We start from the raw sequence: 22,498 nt of genomic DNA on the forward strand, positions 1-22,498 counted from the left end.
TGCAAAATTAAAAGGCATGCGAGGAGAGTTGTTCGCTTAGAAAGCTAATCCACGCACTGATTTTTGCGGGCGTGTATTTTTTTGCTGGATAGATGGCATAAATATCTGCATCGGATTGTTCCCATTCCGGCAAGATATGAACAAGCTGATTACTTCTTAGCATCGGGGCGATGTGCCAATGTGAGCGTAGCACAATGCCCATTCCTTGGGTCGCCCATGCAACGGCTGTCTCTCCGTCATTTGTCGATGTATTTCCGTGTATTTTGATATGAACAGTTTGATCTGCGTGGCTTAGTTTCCAGACGCCAAAGGTCTCATCTCTTTCTCGAATATCAATACATTGATGCTTTAGCAGCATCTGTGGTGTTTTCGGGGTGCCAAATTGTTTCAGATACGAGGGGGATGCACAAAGTAAACGGCGGTTGGCTGCAAGTTTTTTTGCAACGACACGACCATCCGTAATTTGGCCAAACCGGATCGCTACATCTACTTCATTGTCTGTGAGTCGAATCGGTTTGTCTGTTAGGGTGAGTTGCACTTCTACTTCTGGGTATGCCGCTAAAAATTTGGGAATCAGTGGTGCGATGACAGTTCTGCCAAACCCAAAGCCAACTAATATCCTGAGTAACCCTCTTGGGTACTCTTGATGTTGAGAAATGGTTTCTTCTAACGAGGTTACCTCGGCCAGTATTCTTCTTCCTTCCTCTAGGTAAATCCACCCTTCTGCAGTGGGCACCATTCTTCGGGTCGTTCTTTCGAGTAAGCGTATGCCCAACCGCTGCTCCAAGAGCGATAAGCGCTTGCTGATCGCCGCTGTCGTGACGCCAAGCTGTTGAGCGGTACGTGTCAGGCTTCCTGCCCGAATTAACTGATCAAAAAAGCTTAAGTCTGATAAGTGATTCATGAGGAGAATATATTGATTTGTTAACTGTAATTTAATAATAAATTAATTTATTCAACGATTGTTAACCATTTTGCTTGGCACAATCACTTCATTACTTGCTGGTACAGAGTGCATCATGGATTGGGTGATAGTTGAATATTTCTTACTTGGGATTGTCTTGGGTGGGGTTGGGGGTGTCTTTGGTATTGGCGGGGGATTGTTGGCGATTCCCGCCTTAGTGTGGCTGGGTATGCCACAGGCAATGGCACAAGGAACTGCCTTGGTAATGATTGCGCCAAATGTATTGCTTGGTTTTATTCGGTACAAGCAGCGTAACCCCATTGAACTGGAAACGGGCGCTGTATTGGGCTGCTGTGCCTTGGTGACGAGTTATTGTGCCGCTAGGTTAGTGATTGGTTTACCGAGTGCAACGTTGCAGGGGATATTTGCAGTTTTTTTGGTGGTGCTAGCTTTTCTTGTGTTTAACAGTGGACGAGGGTTGAGCGCAGAGAGTCAATCGGTCGTCTTGCCGCCAGTTTGGCTGCCGGCCTTGGGTGTGGTTAGTGGGATTTGCGCTGGCGTATTTACGGTGGGTGGCGGTTTGGTTGTGGTGCCTGCGTTAATTCGCTGGTTTGGGGTGAAGAAACAAACGATTGCCCAAGGATTGGGCCTTGCTACTGTAGTACCAGGTTCGTTTGCTTCGTTATATGCCTATAGTGCCGCTGGAAAAGTGGATTGGCACATTGGGGTTCCGCTCGCTTGCGGCGGCATATTGAGTGTCTCTTATGGTGTTGCGCTTGCGCATGCATTGCCAGAGCGATTGCTCCGGCTAGCATTTTGCGGCTTACTTTGTACTACTGCCGTGATGTTGTGGTAAGTCTATTACTTGGGTAGTAAGGATAGGCATTGGTTTAACAAGGCTTTAAGTACTACTTGCGTCGGCTCCGCTTTCGTTGATGTGTAAGAGTAAGGTCGCACTTCTTCCATGTAAGTTGCTTGGGAAAGCTCTAATTGGATGCTATGGATGTTTTCCGCCGGATTACCGTAGGCTCGAGTGATATATCCCCCTTTGAATCGACCATTTAGAACGCCTGTGTATGTGTCCTGTTGCTGAACGATGGAGAGCATGGATTCTCCCCAGCCTGCTGCACAAGTCTGGCCATTGAGGGTGCCAAAATTAAAGTCTGGTAATTTTCCCTCAAAAAAACGTGGCACTGTCGATAAAATAGAATGTGCTTCCCACAAGCAAACACCGCCATGTGCTAATTTTAACCTTGCGATTTCCGCTTGCAGTGCGTCATGGTAGGGGTGCCAATAGGTGTCGACTCGTCGTTGTATCTCTTCTTCGCTAGGTGTTTTTCCTTCTGCGTAGAGTGCCTTTTTATGGAAGGTATCTATAGGACATAGCGACGTGGTGTCTTGCCCGGGATAAAGATTTGCATTATCCGAAGGGCGGTTAAGATCGATCACATAGCGAGAGTAAGTGGGTATCAGTACCGATGCGCCCATGGCAATGGCAAAGTCGTAAAGACGGGGTAGGTGCCAGTCGGTATCGTCTAGGTGAGTGGCGACTGGTTCCATTTGCGCAAGTATGTCGGTAGGGATTTCCGTGCCCACATGCGGCATGGAAATCAACAAAGGGATGGTGCCTTGGTGTAAGGAATAAACGGGCGTGCTCATCTGATTTCCTTTTTATGCCTCTAGCAGCGTTTTTAGTGCCGCTTTGTAAGTGTCACTCGTCGCTGTTTCTGAAGCGTGTTGCTGATCTTTAATCACAAAACGGCCGCCCACCATGACATCTTTTATTGGTGTCGTGTTGTGCTGACAGAAAATAAGCCCCGCTAGTAATTGTGACGCTGGTTTGTGCGCCAAATTCACATGCGATGCGTCGAGTACTAACAAGTCTGCGCGATGACCTACTTGTAGTCCGTTCACCTTGCGCCCTGTCGCTTGCGCGCCGCCACCTAAGGCGGATTGGAATAAGTGTTCTGCGAGATTTGGATGTGCAGATGTCGCTAACGCATTACGACGACGATCTCTTAAGCGTTGGCTATATTCGAACAGGCGTAACTCATCCACCATGCTGACGCTAATGTGGCTGTCTGATCCAATCCCCCATCGCCCATTCATCTGGAGATAGTTCACGCCATCGTAAATGCCATCACCAAGGTTTGCTTCCGTGGTTGCACAAATGCCTGCCACGGCATTGCTTTGGGCTAAGGCGGTAGTTTCAGCGGGGGTGAGATGCGTTGCATGAACTAAACACCAGCGCTCATCCACAGGCAGATGGTCGAGCAACCATTCAACTGGGCGTTGGCCGGTGAGCGCGACACAGTCATCGACTTCTTTGGTTTGTTCGGCAATATGAATATGGATGGGTGCGGTAGGTAATTGCTGGTGCAGATTTGCTTGCATATAAGCGAGTGCTTTAGGACCAACCGCACGTAGCGAGTGTGGGGCAACACCATAATTGAGCCCCGCATGAATCGGGTGTTGTTGTTGTAAGGCGGTAAGTAAATTCAAGATCCAGTCTGGATCATTGATAAAGCGAGCTTGCTCAGTCAGTGGTGCTTTTTCACCAAACCCACTATGTTGGTACAGTACGGGTAATAGGGTTAATCCAATTCCTACTTCCGTTGCCGCTTTAACGAGCCTTGCAGATAGTTCCGCTGGGTTTGCATATGGCTTGCCACCAACATCATGATGTACATAATGAAACTCACAGACGGATGTGTACCCTGCTTTTAGCATCTCGGTATATAGCTGCTTTGCGATGGCTTCAAACGTATCCGGATCAATCTTTTGCGCAAATTGGTACATCAGCTTGCGCCAACTCCAAAAGCTATCTTGTGGATCACCTAAGTACTCTGTTAACCCTGCCATGGCACGCTGGAAGGCATGCGAATGTAGGTTGGGCATGCCAGGGATAACGGCTCCCTCTGCAACCGCTACATTGGCGGGTTTAGTCGAATGGATGGTTGTATTGGTTAAGACACCTTGTGAATCCCATTCCAAAAGTACATTACTTGCCCAGCCAGAGGGTAGGAGCGCTGTTTCTGCAAATAGAGCGTGCTTCATGCCTGATTCTCTTGATTGTTTTGCTGGTGCAGTGTTTTGCCTGCTTTGACGACGCGTTGGCACAGCGGTCTACCAAACCAATAGGCTAGTTCAGCGAGTGTTTCTACCTGCCAAACCGCAAAGTCGGCGTCGCGGCCAATGGCTAGCGTGCCATGTCGTTCCGATTGTCCTAGTGCGAGCGCCGCGTTGGATGTTACGCCGGCTAACACTTCTGGTACTGTCATTCTAAATAACGTACAAGCCATGTTTAGAGTGAGTGGTAATGAGGTGACAGGGGATGTACCTGGGTTGCTATCAGTGGATAACGCGATGGGGACTTGATGTTTTCGCAAATCATCCAGTGGTGGTAGTTTGGTTTCCCGGATGAAGTAGTACGCGCCAGGCAACAATACGGCTACCGTCCCTGCTGCTTTCATTTGGATAATGGCTTCTTCATCTAGATATTCTAGATGGTCGGCTGATAACCCTTTGTATTTTGCAGTTAGCGCCGCTCCCCCCATATTGGATAGCTGCTCTGCATGCATTTTTACAGGTAGGTGAAGTGCGGTTGCTACTTTAAACAATTGTTCACTATGTGCGAGCGTGAAGCCGATTTTTTCGCAGAAAATATCCACGGCATCAATCAAGCCTTCGCTGTGTAGCGTCGGCAGCATTTCGTTGCAGACTAGATCGATGTAGTCGTCTGCTTGTCCTGCGTATTCGGGTGGTAATGCGTGCGCACCCAAAAAGGTGGTGTAGACGTTAATACCAAAGTACTCGCCTAATTGTTTTGCTACGCGCAGCATTTTCCGTTCGGTGGCGAGATCTAGACCGTAGCCAGACTTTATTTCTACCGTCGTGACACCTTCTTGAATGAGCGCTTGTAATCTTGGTGCGGACGCGGCAAATAGGGTCTCTTCGCTTAATGCACGAGTCGCATTGACGGTAGAGACAATGCCTCCACCACGTTTGGCGATTTCTTCATAGCTGACGCCTGCTAATCGCATTGCAAACTCATCTGCCCGATTCCCCCCATAGACAAGGTGGGTGTGGCAGTCGATAAAGCCTGGCGTCACCCAGTTTCCGTTTAAGTCGATATGCTCCCACGCTGCATAAGCAGTTGGACATGCTGACTTGGGTCCAAGCCAGACGATTTTGCCATTTTCTACAACGAGGGCTGCATCGCGAATGTAGTCATCCGGATGGGCGTTAGGGCTTAATGTCATGTTGTGCCAGACAGCATTCATGGGGACATTTTCCTTGGAGCTATTTTGAGGTGATCTGTGCGTGAATGAGCAATCCAGATTCTGCTTTCTGAATGGAGATTGCTTGTGGTTTCTCTGTGTTAAGAATGAGGCTGTCGCCAGCTGCTAGCCGTTTTGTCTCTGTTGTCGAGAGTTGGATGTCGATAGCAGAACTGACGGCATGCAAGACGTGTGTTCCCGCCGCAAGTGCCATGCTTTGAGACGTTGTGATGATCTCAACATGTCCATTGGCTTGGTCTCGCCGCCACATCAGGTTAAAGTCATGCGTTGTACCATGATGTAGGGTAGATACAATTTCTGCCTCACCTGCAAAACACAGTAACTCACCGGGTTGTTGAAGTAGGGTGGAATCACCATGGGTATCCGCTAATTCCATTCCATGGCCATCAATTAGCACCAGAATACGATCAATACCCGCAAAGCGAGAAAATGGCCCAGATTGGGCCACCTCGGCAAGACTAATACGCCAGATAAATGCATCTAACCCGGCACCGACTGGCCACACAGCGACTTCCCTTGTTACTCCGCCACCATTTTTCCATGGCATTGGTGTTAGGTCAGTCGCTTTGATCTGTGTGGAGTGCATCATTATTTACCAAGCATCGGCAAGTTTAAGCCTGCTTCTCGCGCAGTTTGTTGGGCGAGTTCATAACCAGCGTCCGCATGACGCATTACACCGGTAGCAGGGTCGTTAAACAGTACGCGGCCCAAGCGCTTGTGTGCTTCGTCGGTACCGTCGGCGACGATAACCACGCCAGAGTGCTGGCTAAAGCCCATGCCTACGCCGCCGCCGTGGTGCAGAGATACCCAACTTGCGCCACCAGCCGTGTTCAACATCGCATTCAATAGTGGCCAATCTGATACTGCATCAGAACCATCTTTCATCGCTTCGGTTTCACGGTTCGGGCTTGAAACAGAGCCTGTATCTAGGTGATCACGTCCAATCACGACTGGTGCTTTTAGCTCGCCATTTTTTACCATCTCGTTAAAGGCTTGGCCTAAACGATAGCGATCTTTTACCCCCACCCAGCAAATACGTGCTGGCAAACCTTGGAAGGCAATGCGCTCGCGCGCCATATCCAACCAGTTGTGTAGATGAGGATCATCAGGGATCAACTCTTTTACTTTCTGATCGGTTTTGTAGATGTCTTCAGGGTCGCCGCTTAATGCCACCCAGCGGAATGGTCCTTTGCCTTCGCAAAATAGTGGGCGAATGTAAGCAGGGACAAAGCCTGGGAAGTTAAAGGCATTTTCTACGCCCATTTCAAGCGCCATTTGGCGGATGTTGTTGCCGTAATCTAGTGTTGCAGCGCCGCGATCTTGCAGTGCTAGCATCGCTTTTACTTGTACGGCCATTGATTGTTTAGCCGGTAGAACAATCGATTGAGGGTCATTCTGACGAGCCGCTTTCCAATCTTCCATGCTCCAACCTTGTGGCAAGTAGCCATTGATTGGATCATGTGCAGAGGTTTGGTCTGTCACGCAGTCTGGTGTAATGCCGCGGTTGACTAGCTCGGTAAATACGTCTGCTGCATTACCTAATAAACCAACGGAGACTGGTTTCCCTGTTTGCTTGGCTTCTTCTACGATTGCCAGTGCTTCGTCTAGTGTGGTGGCCTTGCGGTCAACATAACGTGTTTTGATGCGGAAATCGATGCGGGTTTCATCGCACTCTACTGCGATCATCGAGAAGCCTGCCATGGTCGCAGCCAATGGTTGCGCGCCACCCATGCCCCCTAAGCCACCAGTCAGAATCCAGCGGCCGGCTGGCTTGCCGTCAAAATGCTGGTTGGCGACAGAGTAGAAAGTCTCGTAAGTCCCTTGCACAATGCCTTGGCTACCAATATAGATCCAGCTACCTGCGGTCATCTGGCCATACATCATCAGGCCTTTTCTGTCTAACTCATGGAAGTGATCCCAATTTGCCCAGTGTGGTACCAGGTTCGAGTTTGCCAATAAAACACGTGGTGCATTTTCGTGGGTTTTAAACACGCCTACTGGTTTTCCCGATTGGATTAGTAGCGTTTCATCGTCGTTCAGTTCTTTCAGCGAGGCCAGAATCTGATCGAAACATTGCCAGTTACGTGCTGCACGGCCAATGCCGCCATACACAACGAGTGATTGTGGATGCTCAGCTACTTCAGGGTCCAAGTTGTTTTGGATCATGCGATAGGCGGCTTCTGTTAGCCAGCTTTTGCAGGTTTTCTCTGCACCGCGTGGGGCGCGGATGACTCTAGAAGCATCAAAACGTGGGTCTGACATGTTTCTCTCCAATTTCTCGCAGATAGGCTCAGTTGGCTATCTGCCTCGCTGCTAATATTTAAAAATGTCCGGTGAACTGATAGCGACTACCTGGATGCCAGAGGTTGGCAACCGAGGCGACCTCTCCTTGAGAGAAGGTCCGGCGATGCAGCATCAAACAAGGCTCCCCAGACTCCATTTTTAGTGCGCTACGCGTGCCACTATCCGGGCTTCTCGCTTCAATGCGGTATTCCACTTTTTGCAAGGGTGCAACATGCACTAAATATTCGTTTGGTGTCGTTTGTGTGAAGTCTTGTGCTGCATAGTCTGGTGCGACTTTGGGGTTCACCCAACGTTCTTCTAACTGAATCGGGGTACCGTTTTCTAAATGTAGTAGTACAGAATGAAACACCGGTTGCTTGGCTTTCATTTGCATTTCGCGAGCCAATGATTCATCGAGTACCACTGCATCTAATTTAAGGACAACCGCAGAATGCTGGTGCCCTCGCGCTGTGATTTCTTCTGCAATGCTTTTGATTTCCACCAGCGTGGATTGGTACTTTGGCTGTGCAACAAAAGTACCCGCCCCCTTTACCCGAATAAGTACTTGATCAGCAGTGAGTTCACGAATAGCCCGGTTAACCGTCATCCTCGCTACACTGAACTGCTTGGCAAGTTCATTTTCAGACGGTACCAAATCACCTTCTCTCCACTCGCCAGAGGCAACACGGCTAAGAATAAAGTCTTTGATATTTTGGTACGCTGGTGTAGTCATTGTTATCACTTTTCAGAAATAAAACGGAATGGGCTATTCGCCGAGATGGCCGCCTTTTGCACCAAGTTCGTCATTACTTCAATGTCGGGTGCAAAATAACGGTCAATATCGTAGTGCGGCACATTATCACGTATCAACTTCATTACTGTCTGTAGTGCTGGGCTAGTTTGATGCGGTTCGTGCATATCTACACCTTGCGCCGCAGCCAGTAATTCAATCGCCAGAATGGTTGCTGTGTTGTAAGCCATGTCACCTAATTTGCGCGCAGCAAAGGTGGCCATAGATACATGGTCTTCTTGGTTGGCCGACGTTGGTAATGAATCTACCGAGCCTGGATGTGCTAGCGTTTTGTTTTCTGATGCAAGTGCTGCAGCAGTCACGTGTGCAATCATGAAACCAGAGTTCACGCCGCCATCTTTCACTAAGAATGGTGGCAAGCCTGATAAAGTGGCATCAATTAATAGTGCAATACGGCGCTCGGATAACGCACCAATTTCAGCTGCCGCCAATGCAAGGTTGTCTGCGGCAAACGCCACTGGTTCTGCATGGAAGTTACCGCCAGATAATACTTCTAACGTATCAGGGAAAATCAGTGGGTTATCAGAAACGGCATTGGCTTCAGTTAGTAAAATAGAAGCCGCATGACGGATTTGATCTAAACATGCACCCATTACTTGTGGCTGACAACGCAAAGAATACGGGTCTTGCACTTTGCTGCACTCGCGATGTGATTGGTTAATATCCGAACCATCTAGCAATGCGCGGTAGGCTGCAGCCGCTTCAATTTGACCTTGCTGACCACGCAATTCATGAATGCGATGATCAAATGGCTTTACTGAGCCGGCTGCCGCATCGACTGACAATGCACCAGACACCAACGCAGTGTTGTATAGGTCTTCAATATCAAAAAGATGTTTTACAGCGAGAGCAGTAGAAGCCTGTGTACCATTTAGCAAGGCAAGGCCTTCTTTCGCCGCCAATGTCATTGGGGCTAGGCCAACATGCGCTAGACCTTCGGTGGCTGGCGCACGTCTGCCTTCAATAAATACCTCACCAACGCCAAGCAGAACGGCTGCCATGTGTGCTAGCGGTGCTAAGTCGCCAGAAGCGCCAACAGACCCTTTCACAGGAATCAGTGGCAATACATCCGCGTTAAATAGCTTGATTAGGTTTTCAATCACGCACAGGCGAATACCGGAGTGACCACGGCCCATGCTAGATAACTTCATGACCATCAATAAGCGAACAACCGGCGCAGACATTGGCTCACCCACACCCACCGCATGCGAAAGCACCAAGTTCTTTTGAAGCAACTCTAGTTGATCATTTGGGATGTGTGTACTTGCTAAGCGACCAAAGCCAGTGTTAATGCCGTAGGCTGGTGCGCCTTTTTCAACAATTGCCTCAACTGCTTTTGCGCCTTTGTTGATAATCGCTACTGCATTTGGGTCTAAATGTAACTGTACATGTTGTCTTGCAATTACGCGCAAGTCCGCCAAGCTAAGTTTGCCAGGGGTAAGTGTTAGGGTAGTCATTGGCATCTCCTGTCTATACAACTTGAGTGCAGTATAGGAGGAAAATCTTGTATAGACAAGTTGATTTTTTAATTTTTTTATCCGTAGAAGTACGAGGCTCAAATGCAGCATTGCATAGACCGTGTTATTCAATGCAATGCATGCCCGTATAATATGGCCTACATTAAAAACACACTCCCTCATTTGAAAGGGGATACCGCATTGGAACGCTTTTTTCAGCAGATTGTAGAATGGCAACTAGCCAACGGACGTAAGGGGTTGCCATGGCAGGAAACAGCAGACCCATACCGCATTTGGTTGTCTGAAATCATGCTGCAGCAGACCCAAGTCAGTAGCGTGATCGCTTATTACCAGAAGTTCTTGCAAACCTTTCCTACGGTCTACGCACTTGCTAATGCCTCTATTGATGAGGTACTCGCACACTGGAGTGGACTTGGTTACTACGCAAGAGCACGAAACCTGCACAAGGCGGCTCAAATGGTCGTCGACACGTTTGACGGTAAGTTTCCATCTGATCCCAATCTATTAGCTAGTTTGCCAGGGGTCGGGCAATCTACCGCCAATGCGATCGCTGCTTTTTCTTACGGTGTTACCGTGCCGATATTAGATGGCAACGTCAAACGATTAATGATCCGTTACTTAGGGCTGCAAGAGTCTGTCGGCGGTACTGCGCAAGAGAAAAAACTTTGGCCAATTGCGATTAATCAGGTGCCTGCAGACGCTACTCATCGCGAGATGATTGCCTACACGCAAGGTGTCATGGATATGGGTAACTTGGTCTGTAAACGGACAAAACCACAATGTCAGGTTTGCCCTGTTGCCGCAAGTTGCCAGGCATATCATGCGAATCAACAAGATGAACTACCGCTGCCAAAGCCGAAAAAAACGGTGCAGACTAAGCGTGCCTACCTATGCATATATCAAAACAAAGATCAGATATGGTTAGAGAAAAGGCCTGATTCAGGTATCTGGGGTGGTTTATGGTCTTTCCCTGAAGAAGTGGACGTCATTGAGGCGTCAATTAATCTGCCGGTTTTCACCCATGTGTTTACACACTTTAAACTAGAAATTTCACCGCTTTTAATTACTAATATGCCGCCAAAAAACACAGAGAATGGCAATTGGTTTTTGCTAGAAGATGCCTTGACGCAAGGTGTGCCACAACCGGTGAGAAGAATAATTGAGACGATCGCCGCAATGCAGCAAGATTATCGTTTACAATCACAAAATTAGAGAAAATCACCAGTAAAATTGCTGGTGCTGTACGCCAAGAATTTGATGACGGAGAATCGTTTATGCCAGTAAATCTGCCCCCTCTATCCGCTAACGACTTGCTACCAATTGCAGGCGTAGAGCTCGGTTGGGCCGAAGCAGGAATCAAGAAACCAAATCGCAAAGATGTATTAGTGATGCGATTGGCAGAGGGAACTGCTGTTGCTGGTGTATTTACCGAAAATCGTTTTTGCGCAGCGCCAGTCACACTGAGTAAACAACACTTAGCTTCTGCTCCTATTCGTGCTTTGGTGGTGAATACTGGCTGCGCAAATGCGGGAACCGGTGAAGAGGGGCTCAATAATGCCCAAAAAACTTGTGCAGCAGTCGCATCCGAGTTGGGCTTGAGCGCAGATAACGTGTTGCCCTTTTCTACCGGTGTGATCTTAGAGCAATTGCCAATGGACAGATTGCTTGCCGGCATCCCTTCTGCTGTTGCCAATCTAAAAGAAGCGAATTGGTACGATGCAGCTTTCGCCATCATGACTACTGACATTGCACCTAAAGCAATGTCTCGCCAAGTGACGATTGCAGGTAAAACCATTTCTATTACTGGTATTGCTAAAGGCGCAGGCATGATTCAGCCAAATATGGCTACCATGCTTGGCTACTTGGCAACAGATGCCGCTATCGAGCAAAGCGTGTTGGCTGGTTTAACAAAGCGCTTGGCAGATGAATCATTTAACTGCATTACCGTAGATGGCGATACCTCAACGAATGATTCCTTTATTGTGATGGCGACAGGTAAAGCTGGCAATGCCCCACTTGTTGCAGGCGAAGACTTAGATGTGCTTTATGCCGCGTTAAAAGAAGTCGCTCAATACTTGGCTAAAGCGATTGTCAGAGATGGTGAGGGCGCTACCAAATTTATGACGATTCAAGTTAATGGCGGTAAAACGCATGACGAATGTAAAGCGGTTGGTTACGCGATTGGTAACTCTCCACTCGTAAAAACCGCTTTCTTTGCCTCAGACCCTAACTTGGGTCGTATTTTGGCTGCCGTTGGATATGCGCCGCGCCAATGTGACTCCCTAAAAGATCTTGATACCAACACAATCCGTGTGTATTTAGGCGATGTATTGGTGGCAGAGCATGGTGGGCGTGCGGCTTCTTATGTAGAAGAAGCTGGCCAGAAAGTGATGAATGAAGCAGAAATTACCATTCGCATTGAATTAGGCCGTGGTGATGTAAATGCAACCGTTTGGGCTTGTGACTTTAGCTACGATTACGTGAAGATTAACGCAGACTATCGGAGCTAAGCGTGAACGAGAACCTGATGCAAGATCTACTGACACAGTTAACACGTATTGCCGATGCGTTGGCGCCGGCTTCGCTTCCTGCCACAGACTGGTCGGCGACTGCCTATCGCTGGCGAAAGAAAGCAGGGCAGGGCTATTTAGAGTCAGTTCTGCATCCGCATCAGGTACGTTTAGATTCACTCAAAAATATTGAGCCGCAAAAAATCCAAGTGCTCGCCAATACGCAGCAGTTTGTATCTGGAAAACCTGCAAACAATGTCTTGCTGACTGGTGGCCGTGGTACAGGCAAAAGCTCGCTGATTAAAGCCATGCTGCACGAGTTTTCAGCGCACCATCTTCGGCTGGTGGAAATAGACCGAACGGACTTAGTCGATTTACCCGATGTGATTGAAACGCTATACGGTCGCCCTGAACGCTTTATTGTGTTCTGTGATGATCTATCCTTTGACGAGGGAGATGATAGCTACAAGGCATTGAAGAGCGCACTAGATGGCACAATATCCGCCCCGGGTGAGAATGTGGTTATTTATGCGACGAGTAATCGACGTCATCTCTTGCCAGAGTACTTTGAAGAGAATGCTGCGGGGCGTAAGGTCGGGGAAGAGATTCATCCTGCTGAAGCCGTAGATGACAAAATTGCATTGTCCGAACGTTTTGGTCTTTGGCTGTCTTTCTATCCGTTTAGCCAGCAAGAATACCTTGCTGCCGTTTCTGGTTGGTTAACTGGTTACGGCATTCTACTTACACCGGAAAATGAGCGCTTGGCTCTACAGTGGGCGCAAGCACGTGGAGGGCGAAGTGGCCGAATTGCTTGGCAATTTGCCCGAGACCTCGCTGGTAAGCATGCAATGGAAACAAACTCATGACTAAACGCTTTGTGCATGTTGCCGCTGGTGTTTTAATTCGTCCAAATGGAGAGTTTCTACTAGCCAGCCGTCCAGAGGGAAAACCCATGGCTGGTTACTGGGAGTTTCCAGGGGGGAAAATAGAAGCCGGCGAGACGCCAGAGCATGCACTTGTTCGTGAGTTACAAGAAGAACTGGGTATCGAGGTTAAAACCGCTTATCCATGGGTGGTTCAGTCATTTGATTACACCCATGCCAAGGTTAGACTGCATTTCTTCCGGATCACAGAGTGGGAGGGTGAAGTTGAGTCTAAAGAGTCTCAGCATTTTGCGTGGCAACACGTAAACGAAGTAACCGTTTCACCTGTCCTCCCTGCCAATCAAGATATTCTTCGTTGGCTCGGTCTTCCTGAACGGATCCAGGTGAAGAAAGAGGTGTTGATTCCTAATGCTCAGGGCGATCTAATCCACCTAACATCGGTGTTCGCTAAGCTATCTCATGCTTCTAATGTGCAGGCGATCAAAGATAAAATCCAGCTAGGGGCGGACGCATTGCTCTGGTCTGGTCTAGCACTTCCGGCAGCAACAGGAGAGGATAGCTTATTAGAACAGGGCTTTGTACCCATCTATTTGCCTGCTGAATTGGTGGGTGGTAATTTGACACTCGCTATGTCGCTGGGCGCACATGGCATTTATGACGCGGTTTAATTGATGCGTTGGTTGGCATATCTAGGTTGGGCGGGCATTGTTGGTTTAGTTGCTTTTGCTGCCTACTATTACCAAAGCGAACAAAATGCGTTGGCGCATCAAGAGAGCATTTCTTGTGAGCCAACTAAAGCTTGTCTTTGGTCATATCCAAAGTCAGTAAAGCTGAAGTTTACTAGTCCGCCAAGTGGTGCAACACCCTTCTTGGTCGAAATCATCGCGCCGACAAAGCAGGCCATTACTTTGCGTTTTGATATGGAAGGAATGGCAATGGGGCCAGCAGCGTATAAGGTGCAAGAAATGGCGGCAGGCCATTATGTTGCGAAGGTTATCTTACCTGCATGTATTCAAGGCCGTTCCGATTGGCGTGGGACGATTGCGCTATCAGGCCAGCTTTATGTTTTTAAATTTACAGCAAAAATGTAGTTGCTTGTGTGGTCTACTGCAACGGCAACTTCAACTCGTCTAAATCATCCATTTCCACTACTGGGACACGGTAAGACTCTTCTGCCCAGTGTCCTAAATCAATTAATTTACAGCGGTCAGAACAAAAAGGACGATACGCATTTTCTGGGGACCAGATGGTTTCTTGCTTGCAGGTCGGGCAGGTGACTTTTTTCATGGTGACTAGTATTCAGAATATAAGTAAATCTAGCCTTGAATTTTAATGGGGATTAATTACAGGTTGCAATAGGTTAGGGTAAATGGAATGTCGCTATCTACCGTTTTAGGGCGACCTTCACCTCCCGGGGTGGTGAACCTGACATTGATTGCATACTTGTTTGCAGACAGTTCGGGAACTGCAGCAATATCAGAAGATAAATCTACTTTTAGAAGTTGAACAATCTTACCTCCAGACATTTGCTGGAACATGCCGCTACGGGCCACAAACTGGTGAGATTTACCTGAGTCTCTTAATAACCGAAGTACAATTGCGCTACCGTCTCTAATCGGTAAGAGTGGACGAATCCAGGTTGCTAAATCTTGGCGGCGGCTTTCTGTTTCGTTTTTTAACCAGTAATGGTAAGACGGGATATCGAACTCACAAACTCCGCCAGGAATAGACATCCGCTGTTTGATGGTCATTAGCCATTCATTTTCACGGATATGCTGACCGAACTTACCCGTTACTTCTAACAGACGAGAAGACGTGCGTTCTATTTCTTGTAAGACGGTGTCTAGTGCTTCTTCGGAGATTTGAGGGTTATTGCGTAAAGATTCTAGTGTTAAGCGCTGCCGCTCTAACTCTTGAAGTAGGTCTGATTTTAAGTCTGCTCGAGCCCCTGTTTCAATAATTTCAAACAAGGTTTGCAAGGCAAAATGATGTTCAAATGCACCTGTCTGACTAACAAAGTGATCAAAACGCTCGTATAAATCCTCCAGCCTTAAAAGACTGCGAGTTCGTTCGTTTAGCGGGAATTCGTATTTGATCACAATATAAAACTGGGCTGTAAGGTTATTACGGTATTCTGCACTATGAATAGCATTTATACAAACATCCTTGGCAGAAAACGGGAAAAATATGTCAGGGCGATAGCGTATTTCGATGTTTACTCGCTAAGCTGCAATAATTGTTCATGAAGCAGTCTAACTTTCTCAATTAACGCTTCTTTCGTTCCGTCATTCACCAGTATGAAATTAGCTAATGCGTTGCGTTCGCTTCTTGAAAGTTGGTGTTGCATGATGTTTTTTACTGCTTCTCTACTGAGTTGTGATCTAGTCATCACTCGTTCAATTTGCATCTCTTCCGAACAATCTAATGCAATTACATAGTTGACCAGTGAGCGATATCGTTGGCTTTCAAATAAAAGAGGGACAACAACAAGTGCATAGGCGCCTTGGCTTGATTGTATTTGCTGTGCTACTTCATACTCGATTAACGGATGAATGATTTGTTCTAAGGCAAGTTTTGCGTTTGCGTTTGTAAAGATCAACTCACGCATTTTCTTACGATCTAACTTTCCCTCGCTATCGATATAGTCACTGCCAAAGTGACTACTAATCAAGGAAATGGCTTTACCGTTCTTTGACGTTAACTCATGCGAAATTAAATCCGTATCAATGACATTGACACCTAATGCATGGAATGCATCGGAAGCCGCTGTCTTGCCGGAACCTATTCCGCCTGTAAGCCCGATTACCTTCATCCGTTTTCAACTTTACAGAAGTAGATTGCCAGCAAAAACAGAAATAAGCCCACCGATCGCTAAATATGGGCCAAATGGAATGGCTTGGCCACGCCCTTTTTTCTTAAGCGCAATACTTGCGATGCCGATAGTTGCGCCAGCGATTGAAGAGATTAACACGATTTGCGGAATCATTTGCCACCCAAGCCATGCCCCCAATGCGGCTAACAGCTTGAAGTCTCCATATCCCATTCCCTCTTTGCCAGTGACTAGTTTGAAGGTCCAAAATACTAGCCAAAGGATCAGATAACCAACTGCGGCACCAAGGACTGAGTCATGTAGTGAAACAGTGCCTCCGAATGTACAAAATAAAATACCTAGCCACATTAATGGAAGGGTTAGGCTATCCGGTAGCAGCATGGTGTCAGCATCAATCCAAGCCAGAGCAATTAACGTTGCGGAAAACAAGAAAACAGCAACGGCAACATACCAGCCGAATGGGCTGTAAATGTGCCAGCTTAATCCTGCAACAATGGCCGTTAATAACTCTACAGTCGGATAGCGAGGGCTAATCTTGGATTTACAGCCCGTACATTTCCCTTTTTGTATTGCATAACTCAATAATGGGATGTTTTCGATAGCAGTGATTTCATGGCCGCAATGTGGGCACGATGATGCTGGAACGACCAAATTAAATGGCGTGCTGCGCTTGAAAATACCAAACACCAACTGGCTTGTGCTAGCCAGTTGGTGTTTCTTTTCTGCATCTGTTTGCTGTTCACTTAATTCATTTAATGCATTTCCAACATCGTCTCCCCATTGATGCTCCATTATTTTGGGGAGACGGTAAATCAATACATTTAAAAAACTGCCAATTGCTAAACCTGCGAGCGCGAAAAAAAATAAGTACATTATCCGCCAACCACTGAACCCATTTTGAAAATTGGCAGGTACATTGCAATTACTAGACCGCCAATAAGTACACCTAAGATGACCATGATCAGTGGTTCCATGAGGCTCGAGAGACTTTCCACTGCGCGGTCGACTTCTTCTTCATAAAAGTCGGCTACTTTACTTAACATCGAGTCCAAAGAGCCGGACTCTTCGCCAATAGATGCCATTTGCAACACCATATTTGGAAAAACTTTGCTGTTTTGCATGGCAATAGTAAGTGATGTACCTACGCTTACTTCCGCTTGAATGCCTTTTGTTGCTTCGACATAAACCTGATTGCCAGATGCGCCGCCCACAGATTCAAGGGCCTCAACTAAGGGGACGCCGGCTGCAAACATGGTTGCTAAGGTTCTGCTCCAGCGTGCTAAAGTTGCTTTGCGGATTACCTCTCCAAAAATTGGAAGCGCTAACATTACTCTGTCCATTCTGGCTTGTAGTGTTTTAGAGCGCTTCCATGTATAGAAAAATGCATATAAACCGCCGCCAATAGAGCCAAACAATAGCCACCAATATGTGACAAAAAAGTCGGACATAGCAATGACGATCATGGTTGGGGCGGGGAGGTCTGCGCCAAAGTTCGAGAACAAATCTTTAAACGCAGGAATAACGAAAATCATAATCACTGCAGTAATAATGAATGCAGCGACAATAATAGAGGTTGGATAGAAAAGCGCAGATTTGATCTTGCCTTTGACTTGTTGGATTTTTTCTTTGTAGGTCGCTAATCGATCAAGCAATGTTTCCAAAATACCCGCTTGCTCACCCGCTTCTACCAAGTTACAAAATAAGGCATCGAAATAGAGTGGATACTTTTTAAATGCTTGAGACATGCTACTGCCAGTCTCAATATCAGATTTGATATCCATTAGTAGCTTGGTAACAGAAGGGTTACTGTGACCTTTGGCTACAATATCAAATGACTGAAGTAGAGGAACGCCAGATTTCATCATGGTGGATAATTGGCGTGTAAATAGCGTGATATCTTTGTCCGTAATCTTTTTTCCTGCAGATCGTCTAGCCTGCTTGATTACGACAGGCTTCAAGCCTTGTCTACGAAGTTGAACCGCAACAATTTCTTTGGTTGCGGCTCTAGTTTCGCCTTTTACTGTTTTGCCGCTTTTATCTTTGGCTTCCCAAGCAAAGTTCAATTCTTTGGGGCCTTGAGATCCGGTGCTTTTTGCTTTTGCAACTGCCATGGCTGCGTACCTTGTTTGTTTTATTCGTTAGTTACAGATTCAACCTCTTCCAAAGAGGTTAGTCCCAGCTTGACTTTGCGAAGACCTGACTGTCTCAGGTCCCTTACGCCTTCTTTTTTAGCCTGGTCTGCAATATCCATTGCGTTACCATTTGTCATAATAATACGCTGAATATCTTCAGATATGGGCATCACCTGATAAATACCCACTCGACCCTTATAGCCGGTTCCCTTACAGTGGTCGCAGCCAACATGTCGGTAGGGTTGCCAGCTTCCATCCAGATCTGCTGGAGAAAAACCTGCCCGCAAAAGTACTTCATCAGGTAAGGTGGTTGGTTCTTTGCATTGTGGGCATAAGCGTCGTGCTAAACGCTGCGCTGTAATTAAGATAACTGAACTTGCAATGTTAAATGGAGCAACACCCATGTTCATTAGACGTGTTAATGTCGTAGGGGCATCGTTCGTATGTAGGGTAGAGAAAACCATGTGCCCAGTTTGCGCTGCTTTAATCGCAATGTCGGCTGTTTCTAAGTCTCGAATCTCACCAACCATGATCACATCCGGATCTTGACGCAAGAAAGACTTTAGTGCAGCAGCAAAAGAAAGTCCTGCTGCATCATTGACGTTAACTTGGTTAATCCCTGGCAAGTTAATTTCAGCAGGATCTTCTGCTGTAGAAATGTTAATCCCGGGTTCATTAAGCAAGTTTAAGCAGGTATAAAGAGAAACCGTTTTACCAGAGCCGGTTGGGCCAGTCACTAGCACCATTCCATATGGGCGCTTAATGGCGTGCATAATGGATTCGCGCTGGTCCGGGTCATAACCAAGCGCATCAATACCTAGTGTTGCACTGCTAGGGTCCAAAATACGCATCACAATTTTTTCGCCATGGAGCGTAGGTAGTGATGAAACCCGAAAATCGATTGCACGCGTTTTCGATAATACCAGTTTCATCCGACCATCTTGTGGGACGCGCTTTTCGGCAATGTTCATCTTTGAGATAACTTTAATGCGCGAGGCGACCTTTTCTTTAATCGCAAGAGGCGGTTGTCCTATCTCGGATAAAATGCCATCAATCCGATATCGAATTCGATAAAATTTCTCATAGGGCTCAAAGTGAATATCTGATGCGCCTGCATTAATGGCATCAAGTAGGACTTTGTGTATATAGCGAACAATCGGTGCATCATCGATATCGTTTGCGGCAGGGTCAGCAGTGTCTGCGGGTGCGTCCGCATCTTCAAACTGCAGATCAACGTCTTCTAGTGCCATGTTGTTGAAGTTGCTACCACTCGCTTCCGCTTCGGTTGCAATTAGTTTATCTAGTAAATCATCTTCAACAACAACCGGTTCTACATTCGTCCCTAACTTAAATTTAACTTCATCAAGTGCATCTAAGTTTGTTGGGTCACTTATGGCAACAAAAATTGTGTTCCCACGTTTGTAAAGTGGGACACAGCGTCGGCTTGCAACTAACTTTTGATCAAGTAAGTTTTTGGGGAGGTAATCCGCGTTAAATGTATTGAGATCTAACAGCGGGATACAAAAGGTTCGTGCGGCAAACTCAGCAATTTGTTTTGCCGATAGTTTTTTGCTCTGAACTAGTTGCTGAATGAAGTGCCGATTGTTTTGGCCTGCTTGCTCATTCAAATTTTTAGCATCAACTTCTAGCAATAAATTGTGCTGAATTAACGCTCTGGCAAGTCCTGTTAGCGGAGAAATATTCGCGGCCACTCGTAAAATATCCTATAAGGAGATTATTTTTTGTCGTTCGTTGCATGGACGTAGTTCAACGTTGCGTCTACGTTTGTTTTTGTTCTGTTGCTTAAATACTATACTGAATACTTCAATTTATCAGCGTTCAAGTCAAGTGTATGACGATTAAATGTATCTGTATGTAAAAATTTTTGCTTTAATCTGACTAATTCTTGTGCAAAAGTACTTCGATAACAAATTTACTACCTACATAACCCAGCAATAGCATTGAAGAGCCCATGATCGTTAACCTTGCTGCCATTCTTCCCCGCCAGCCTTTCAAATAATGTCCTAGTAGTAGATAACCAAATACTAGCCATGACATCAAGGAGAAGATATTTTTGTGATTTGCCTGGAACCAAGCACCATTAATACGATGGGTAAAATAGGCGCCAGATAACATTGCTGCTGTGAGTAAGATAAAGCCGCCTGCCATTGTATTAAACAGCAGCTTCTCTAGCGCAAGTAACGGGGGGAGCCCTTGAAGTAATTTACTTGATCGAATGTGGTGAAGATTGTAATCCACCATGGCGATAAAAATTGCGAGTAAAGTGGTAATCGAAAGTAAAGAATAGGCTGATAGTGCAACCAGTAGGTGGAGTCTAAACAGTGGTAACGATGTGTTTAATGGGATGTGGTGGCCAGGTAAAATGACTTGGCAAATTGCGCTTACACCAGAGATCAAAAATAATATTGGGTAAAGACTGCTGAGTTTTTGCCAAAAATTACTAGCGAATACAAAAAGTGTGATCAACCATGCCAAGAGTGAAAGTGTATTTCCAATCCCAAGGTCTAAACCGTTAGGGCGAAATAGTGCGCTAACTAAACTCGCTGCATGTAAAGCAATCGCACTTGCAATAATCAAATACTCGCCTTGATGGCTCGGTTGACGATTGAAAAAAGGCTTGCTCAACCAACGTACTTGATAAAAGTAATAGGCAAGTGCTAAGTAAAAAATGGCCGAGATGAATGAAATCATGTCAGTGAGGTTGGACTCAGGTAAAATAGATTGAAATAATTATGCATTGACGATGTGCTTTACGGCATTGCTCATGCAATTTGCTTAGTCTAGCATTTCTCTTTATACCTGTGGGTCACGTTTGTGTGTTATTTGACGTGCTATGAAGTTAAGGTAATAGGCTATTAAAAGAGAAGTGGGAAATGAATCTGTAGTGATTGTACTAAACAATCATTAAACATAAGTGATGGATCATCATGTTAGACAGTCTAACTAGTCGGTTATCGACCGTAATGAAAAACCTCCGTGGCGAAGCTCGTCTGACGGAGACAAATATTAGCGATGCTATGCGTGAGGTCCGTATGGCATTGCTAGAGGCTGACGTAGCGTTGCCTGTAGTAAAAAGTTTTATTGCTGAGGTAAAGCAACGTGCGCTTGGGCAAGAGGTTTTAAATAGTCTAAGTCCTGGGCAGGCTGTTATTGGGATTGTGCACGAAGAGTTGACTCGCCTAATGGGTGAGGCCAATGTTGATATTAACTTTGCTTCTCAACCGCCTGCTATTATCTTAATGGCTGGTTTGCAAGGGGCGGGTAAAACAACCACCGTTGGTAAGCTTGCTAAGTACATAAAAGAAAAGCACAAGAAGAAGGTGTTGGTGGTTAGTTGTGACGTTTATCGCCCTGCTGCGATTGAACAGTTGCGACTATTGGCATCCCAAGTGGAAGTGGAGTGGTTCCCTTCTAGTGATAAAGACGATCCGATTCAAATTGGTGAGGCAGCGCTGGCACATGCCAAGCGTCACTTGTTTGATGTCTTAATGGTGGATACTGCCGGTCGTTTGGCAATTGATGAAGTCATGATGGACGAAATTAAACGTCTGCATGCTGCATTAAATCCAATTGAAACCTTGTTTGTTGTGGATGCAATGCAGGGTCAAGATGCTGTTAATACGGCCAAAGCCTTTAATGAGGCACTGCCTTTAACAGGCGTTGTGCTAACTAAAGTGGATGGCGATTCGCGAGGCGGCGCGGCGCTATCTGTTCGCCACGTCACCGGAAAGCCAATCAAGTTTGTTGGTGTGGCTGAAAAAGTAACGGGTCTTGAACCGTTCCATCCAGAGCGTATGGCTTCGCGTGTACTCGGGATGGGGGACGTACTTTCTCTGATTGAGGAGGCTCAGCGTTCAGTCGATCAAGAAGAGGCAAAGAAAACCATCGCCAAACTGAAGTCTGGCAAATCATTTGATTTGGAAGATTTTAAGTCCCAAATCATTCAAATGAAGAAGATGGGGGGCGTTGCTGGCTTAATGGATAAATTGCCTGCGCAACTTACTGGCCAATTAGGTGGGCAAATGCCGGCAGGTGCGGATGATAAGTCAATCAACCGCATTGAAGGGATTATTAATTCAATGACTGCGCAAGAACGAGCAAAGCCAGAATTAATTAAAGCATCTCGTAAAAGACGAATTGCCACAGGCGCTGGTGTGACTGTTCAAGAGGTTAACCGGTTGCTGAATCAGTTTGAGCAAATGCAAAAAGTGATGAAGCAATTTAGCAAAGGTGGTATTGGTAAGATGATGAGAAGCATGAAAGGCATGCTTCCTGGTATGAGGTAATAGGTGTTATTGCAACTAGATTGATGGTGTGATGTAAGTAATGCTTGCCAACTGATTT

Annotated in this window: 22 protein-coding genes; 7 read left to right on the forward strand and 15 right to left on the reverse strand. The window is 46.5% G+C overall.

What is annotated here, in order from left to right:
- Nucleotides 1-7 precede the first annotated feature (7 nt).
- Nucleotides 8-904 carry a LysR family transcriptional regulator gene (locus LIN78_RS08680; protein ID WP_227180401.1) on the reverse strand — a complete coding sequence of 299 codons (897 nt, stop codon included), beginning with the start codon at nucleotides 902-904 and terminating at the stop codon, nucleotides 8-10.
- Between the two features lie 115 nt (nucleotides 905-1,019).
- On the opposite strand from LIN78_RS08680, the gene LIN78_RS08685 reads away from it, so the two are divergent.
- Entirely contained in the window at nucleotides 1,020-1,760 is a 741-nt protein-coding gene (locus tag LIN78_RS08685; RefSeq protein WP_227180402.1) for a sulfite exporter TauE/SafE family protein, read from the forward strand.
- 5 nt (nucleotides 1,761-1,765) lie between these two features.
- Here LIN78_RS08685 and hutG read toward each other — a convergent pair whose 3' ends face one another.
- The 7 genes from hutG to hutH are packed head-to-tail and all read right to left on the reverse strand — an operon-like array spanning nucleotide 1,766 to nucleotide 9,756.
- Nucleotides 1,766-2,563 (reverse strand): N-formylglutamate deformylase, encoded by a 798-nt coding sequence (gene hutG / locus LIN78_RS08690; RefSeq protein ID WP_227180403.1) that lies wholly within the window; start codon nucleotides 2,561-2,563, stop codon nucleotides 1,766-1,768.
- Nucleotides 2,564-2,575: 12 nt separating this feature from the next.
- On the reverse strand, nucleotides 2,576-3,961 hold the full coding sequence (locus LIN78_RS08695; RefSeq protein ID WP_227180404.1) for a formimidoylglutamate deiminase: 1,386 nt from the start codon (nucleotides 3,959-3,961) through the stop codon (nucleotides 2,576-2,578).
- A complete protein-coding gene (gene hutI, locus LIN78_RS08700) occupies nucleotides 3,958-5,187 on the reverse strand; it encodes an imidazolonepropionase (RefSeq protein WP_227180405.1) in 1,230 nt (409 codons plus the stop codon). Before hutI ends, LIN78_RS08695 begins: the two co-directional genes overlap by 4 nt.
- Before the next feature lie 19 nt (nucleotides 5,188-5,206).
- Nucleotides 5,207-5,794: a HutD/Ves family protein gene (locus LIN78_RS08705; protein WP_227180406.1), complete on the reverse strand. Its 588-nt coding sequence runs from the start codon at nucleotides 5,792-5,794 to the stop codon at nucleotides 5,207-5,209.
- Nucleotides 5,794-7,467 (reverse strand): urocanate hydratase, encoded by a 1,674-nt coding sequence (hutU, locus tag LIN78_RS08710; RefSeq protein WP_227180407.1) that lies wholly within the window; start codon nucleotides 7,465-7,467, stop codon nucleotides 5,794-5,796. Before hutU ends, LIN78_RS08705 begins: the two co-directional genes overlap by 1 nt.
- Before the next feature lie 58 nt (nucleotides 7,468-7,525).
- The gene (hutC, locus tag LIN78_RS08715) at nucleotides 7,526-8,221 is read right to left on the reverse strand and encodes a histidine utilization transcriptional repressor HutC (RefSeq protein WP_227180408.1); all 696 of its coding nucleotides are present in this window, start codon (nucleotides 8,219-8,221) and stop codon (nucleotides 7,526-7,528) included.
- 5 nt (nucleotides 8,222-8,226) lie between these two features.
- Complete coding sequence (gene hutH / locus LIN78_RS08720) at nucleotides 8,227-9,756, reverse strand: histidine ammonia-lyase (RefSeq protein WP_227180409.1); 1,530 nt, start codon at nucleotides 9,754-9,756, stop codon at nucleotides 8,227-8,229.
- Between the two features lie 201 nt (nucleotides 9,757-9,957).
- On the opposite strand from hutH, the gene mutY reads away from it, so the two are divergent.
- From mutY to LIN78_RS08745, 5 genes are all read left to right on the forward strand, one after another.
- Nucleotides 9,958-10,989 carry an A/G-specific adenine glycosylase gene (mutY, locus tag LIN78_RS08725; RefSeq protein ID WP_227180410.1) on the forward strand — a complete coding sequence of 344 codons (1,032 nt, stop codon included), beginning with the start codon at nucleotides 9,958-9,960 and terminating at the stop codon, nucleotides 10,987-10,989.
- 62 nt (nucleotides 10,990-11,051) lie between these two features.
- Nucleotides 11,052-12,287, forward strand: coding sequence for a bifunctional glutamate N-acetyltransferase/amino-acid acetyltransferase ArgJ (argJ, locus tag LIN78_RS08730; RefSeq protein ID WP_227180411.1), 1,236 nt, complete (start codon nucleotides 11,052-11,054; stop codon nucleotides 12,285-12,287).
- 17 nt (nucleotides 12,288-12,304) lie between these two features.
- Nucleotides 12,305-13,153 (forward strand): ATP-binding protein, encoded by an 849-nt coding sequence (locus LIN78_RS08735; protein ID WP_264474575.1) that lies wholly within the window; start codon nucleotides 12,305-12,307, stop codon nucleotides 13,151-13,153.
- Nucleotides 13,150-13,839: an 8-oxo-dGTP diphosphatase MutT gene (gene mutT / locus LIN78_RS08740; protein WP_227180413.1), complete on the forward strand. Its 690-nt coding sequence runs from the start codon at nucleotides 13,150-13,152 to the stop codon at nucleotides 13,837-13,839. Before LIN78_RS08735 ends, mutT begins: the two co-directional genes overlap by 4 nt.
- A 3-nt stretch (nucleotides 13,840-13,842) precedes the next feature.
- Entirely contained in the window at nucleotides 13,843-14,262 is a 420-nt protein-coding gene (locus LIN78_RS08745; protein WP_227180414.1) for a hypothetical protein, read from the forward strand.
- Between the two features lie 13 nt (nucleotides 14,263-14,275).
- Here LIN78_RS08745 and LIN78_RS08750 read toward each other — a convergent pair whose 3' ends face one another.
- From LIN78_RS08750 to LIN78_RS08780, 7 genes are all read right to left on the reverse strand, one after another.
- Nucleotides 14,276-14,458, reverse strand: coding sequence for a DNA gyrase inhibitor YacG (locus tag LIN78_RS08750; protein ID WP_227180415.1), 183 nt, complete (start codon nucleotides 14,456-14,458; stop codon nucleotides 14,276-14,278).
- Nucleotides 14,459-14,514: 56 nt separating this feature from the next.
- Nucleotides 14,515-15,270 carry a cell division protein ZapD gene (zapD, locus tag LIN78_RS08755; RefSeq protein WP_227180416.1) on the reverse strand — a complete coding sequence of 252 codons (756 nt, stop codon included), beginning with the start codon at nucleotides 15,268-15,270 and terminating at the stop codon, nucleotides 14,515-14,517.
- Nucleotides 15,271-15,386: 116 nt separating this feature from the next.
- Nucleotides 15,387-15,983 carry a dephospho-CoA kinase gene (gene coaE / locus LIN78_RS08760; protein ID WP_227180417.1) on the reverse strand — a complete coding sequence of 199 codons (597 nt, stop codon included), beginning with the start codon at nucleotides 15,981-15,983 and terminating at the stop codon, nucleotides 15,387-15,389.
- A 12-nt stretch (nucleotides 15,984-15,995) separates the two neighbouring features.
- Complete coding sequence (locus LIN78_RS08765) at nucleotides 15,996-16,874, reverse strand: prepilin peptidase (RefSeq protein ID WP_227180418.1); 879 nt, start codon at nucleotides 16,872-16,874, stop codon at nucleotides 15,996-15,998.
- Nucleotides 16,874-18,112, reverse strand: coding sequence for a type II secretion system F family protein (locus LIN78_RS08770; RefSeq protein ID WP_227180419.1), 1,239 nt, complete (start codon nucleotides 18,110-18,112; stop codon nucleotides 16,874-16,876). The genes LIN78_RS08765 and LIN78_RS08770 overlap by 1 nt, the downstream gene beginning before the upstream one ends.
- Nucleotides 18,113-18,132: 20 nt before the next feature.
- Nucleotides 18,133-19,845, reverse strand: coding sequence for a type IV-A pilus assembly ATPase PilB (pilB, locus tag LIN78_RS08775; RefSeq protein WP_227180420.1), 1,713 nt, complete (start codon nucleotides 19,843-19,845; stop codon nucleotides 18,133-18,135).
- A gap of 187 nt (nucleotides 19,846-20,032) precedes the next feature.
- Complete coding sequence (locus LIN78_RS08780; RefSeq protein WP_227180421.1) at nucleotides 20,033-20,779, reverse strand: cytochrome C assembly family protein; 747 nt, start codon at nucleotides 20,777-20,779, stop codon at nucleotides 20,033-20,035.
- 302 nt (nucleotides 20,780-21,081) lie between these two features.
- On the opposite strand from LIN78_RS08780, the gene ffh reads away from it, so the two are divergent.
- Nucleotides 21,082-22,440, forward strand: coding sequence for a signal recognition particle protein (gene ffh, locus LIN78_RS08785; protein ID WP_227180422.1), 1,359 nt, complete (start codon nucleotides 21,082-21,084; stop codon nucleotides 22,438-22,440).
- The last annotated feature ends 58 nt before the right edge of the window (nucleotides 22,441-22,498 follow it).

Origin of the sequence: Leeia speluncae, assembly GCF_020564625.1 — a bacterium.
Classification (GTDB): domain Bacteria; phylum Pseudomonadota; class Gammaproteobacteria; order Burkholderiales; family Leeiaceae; genus Leeia; species Leeia speluncae.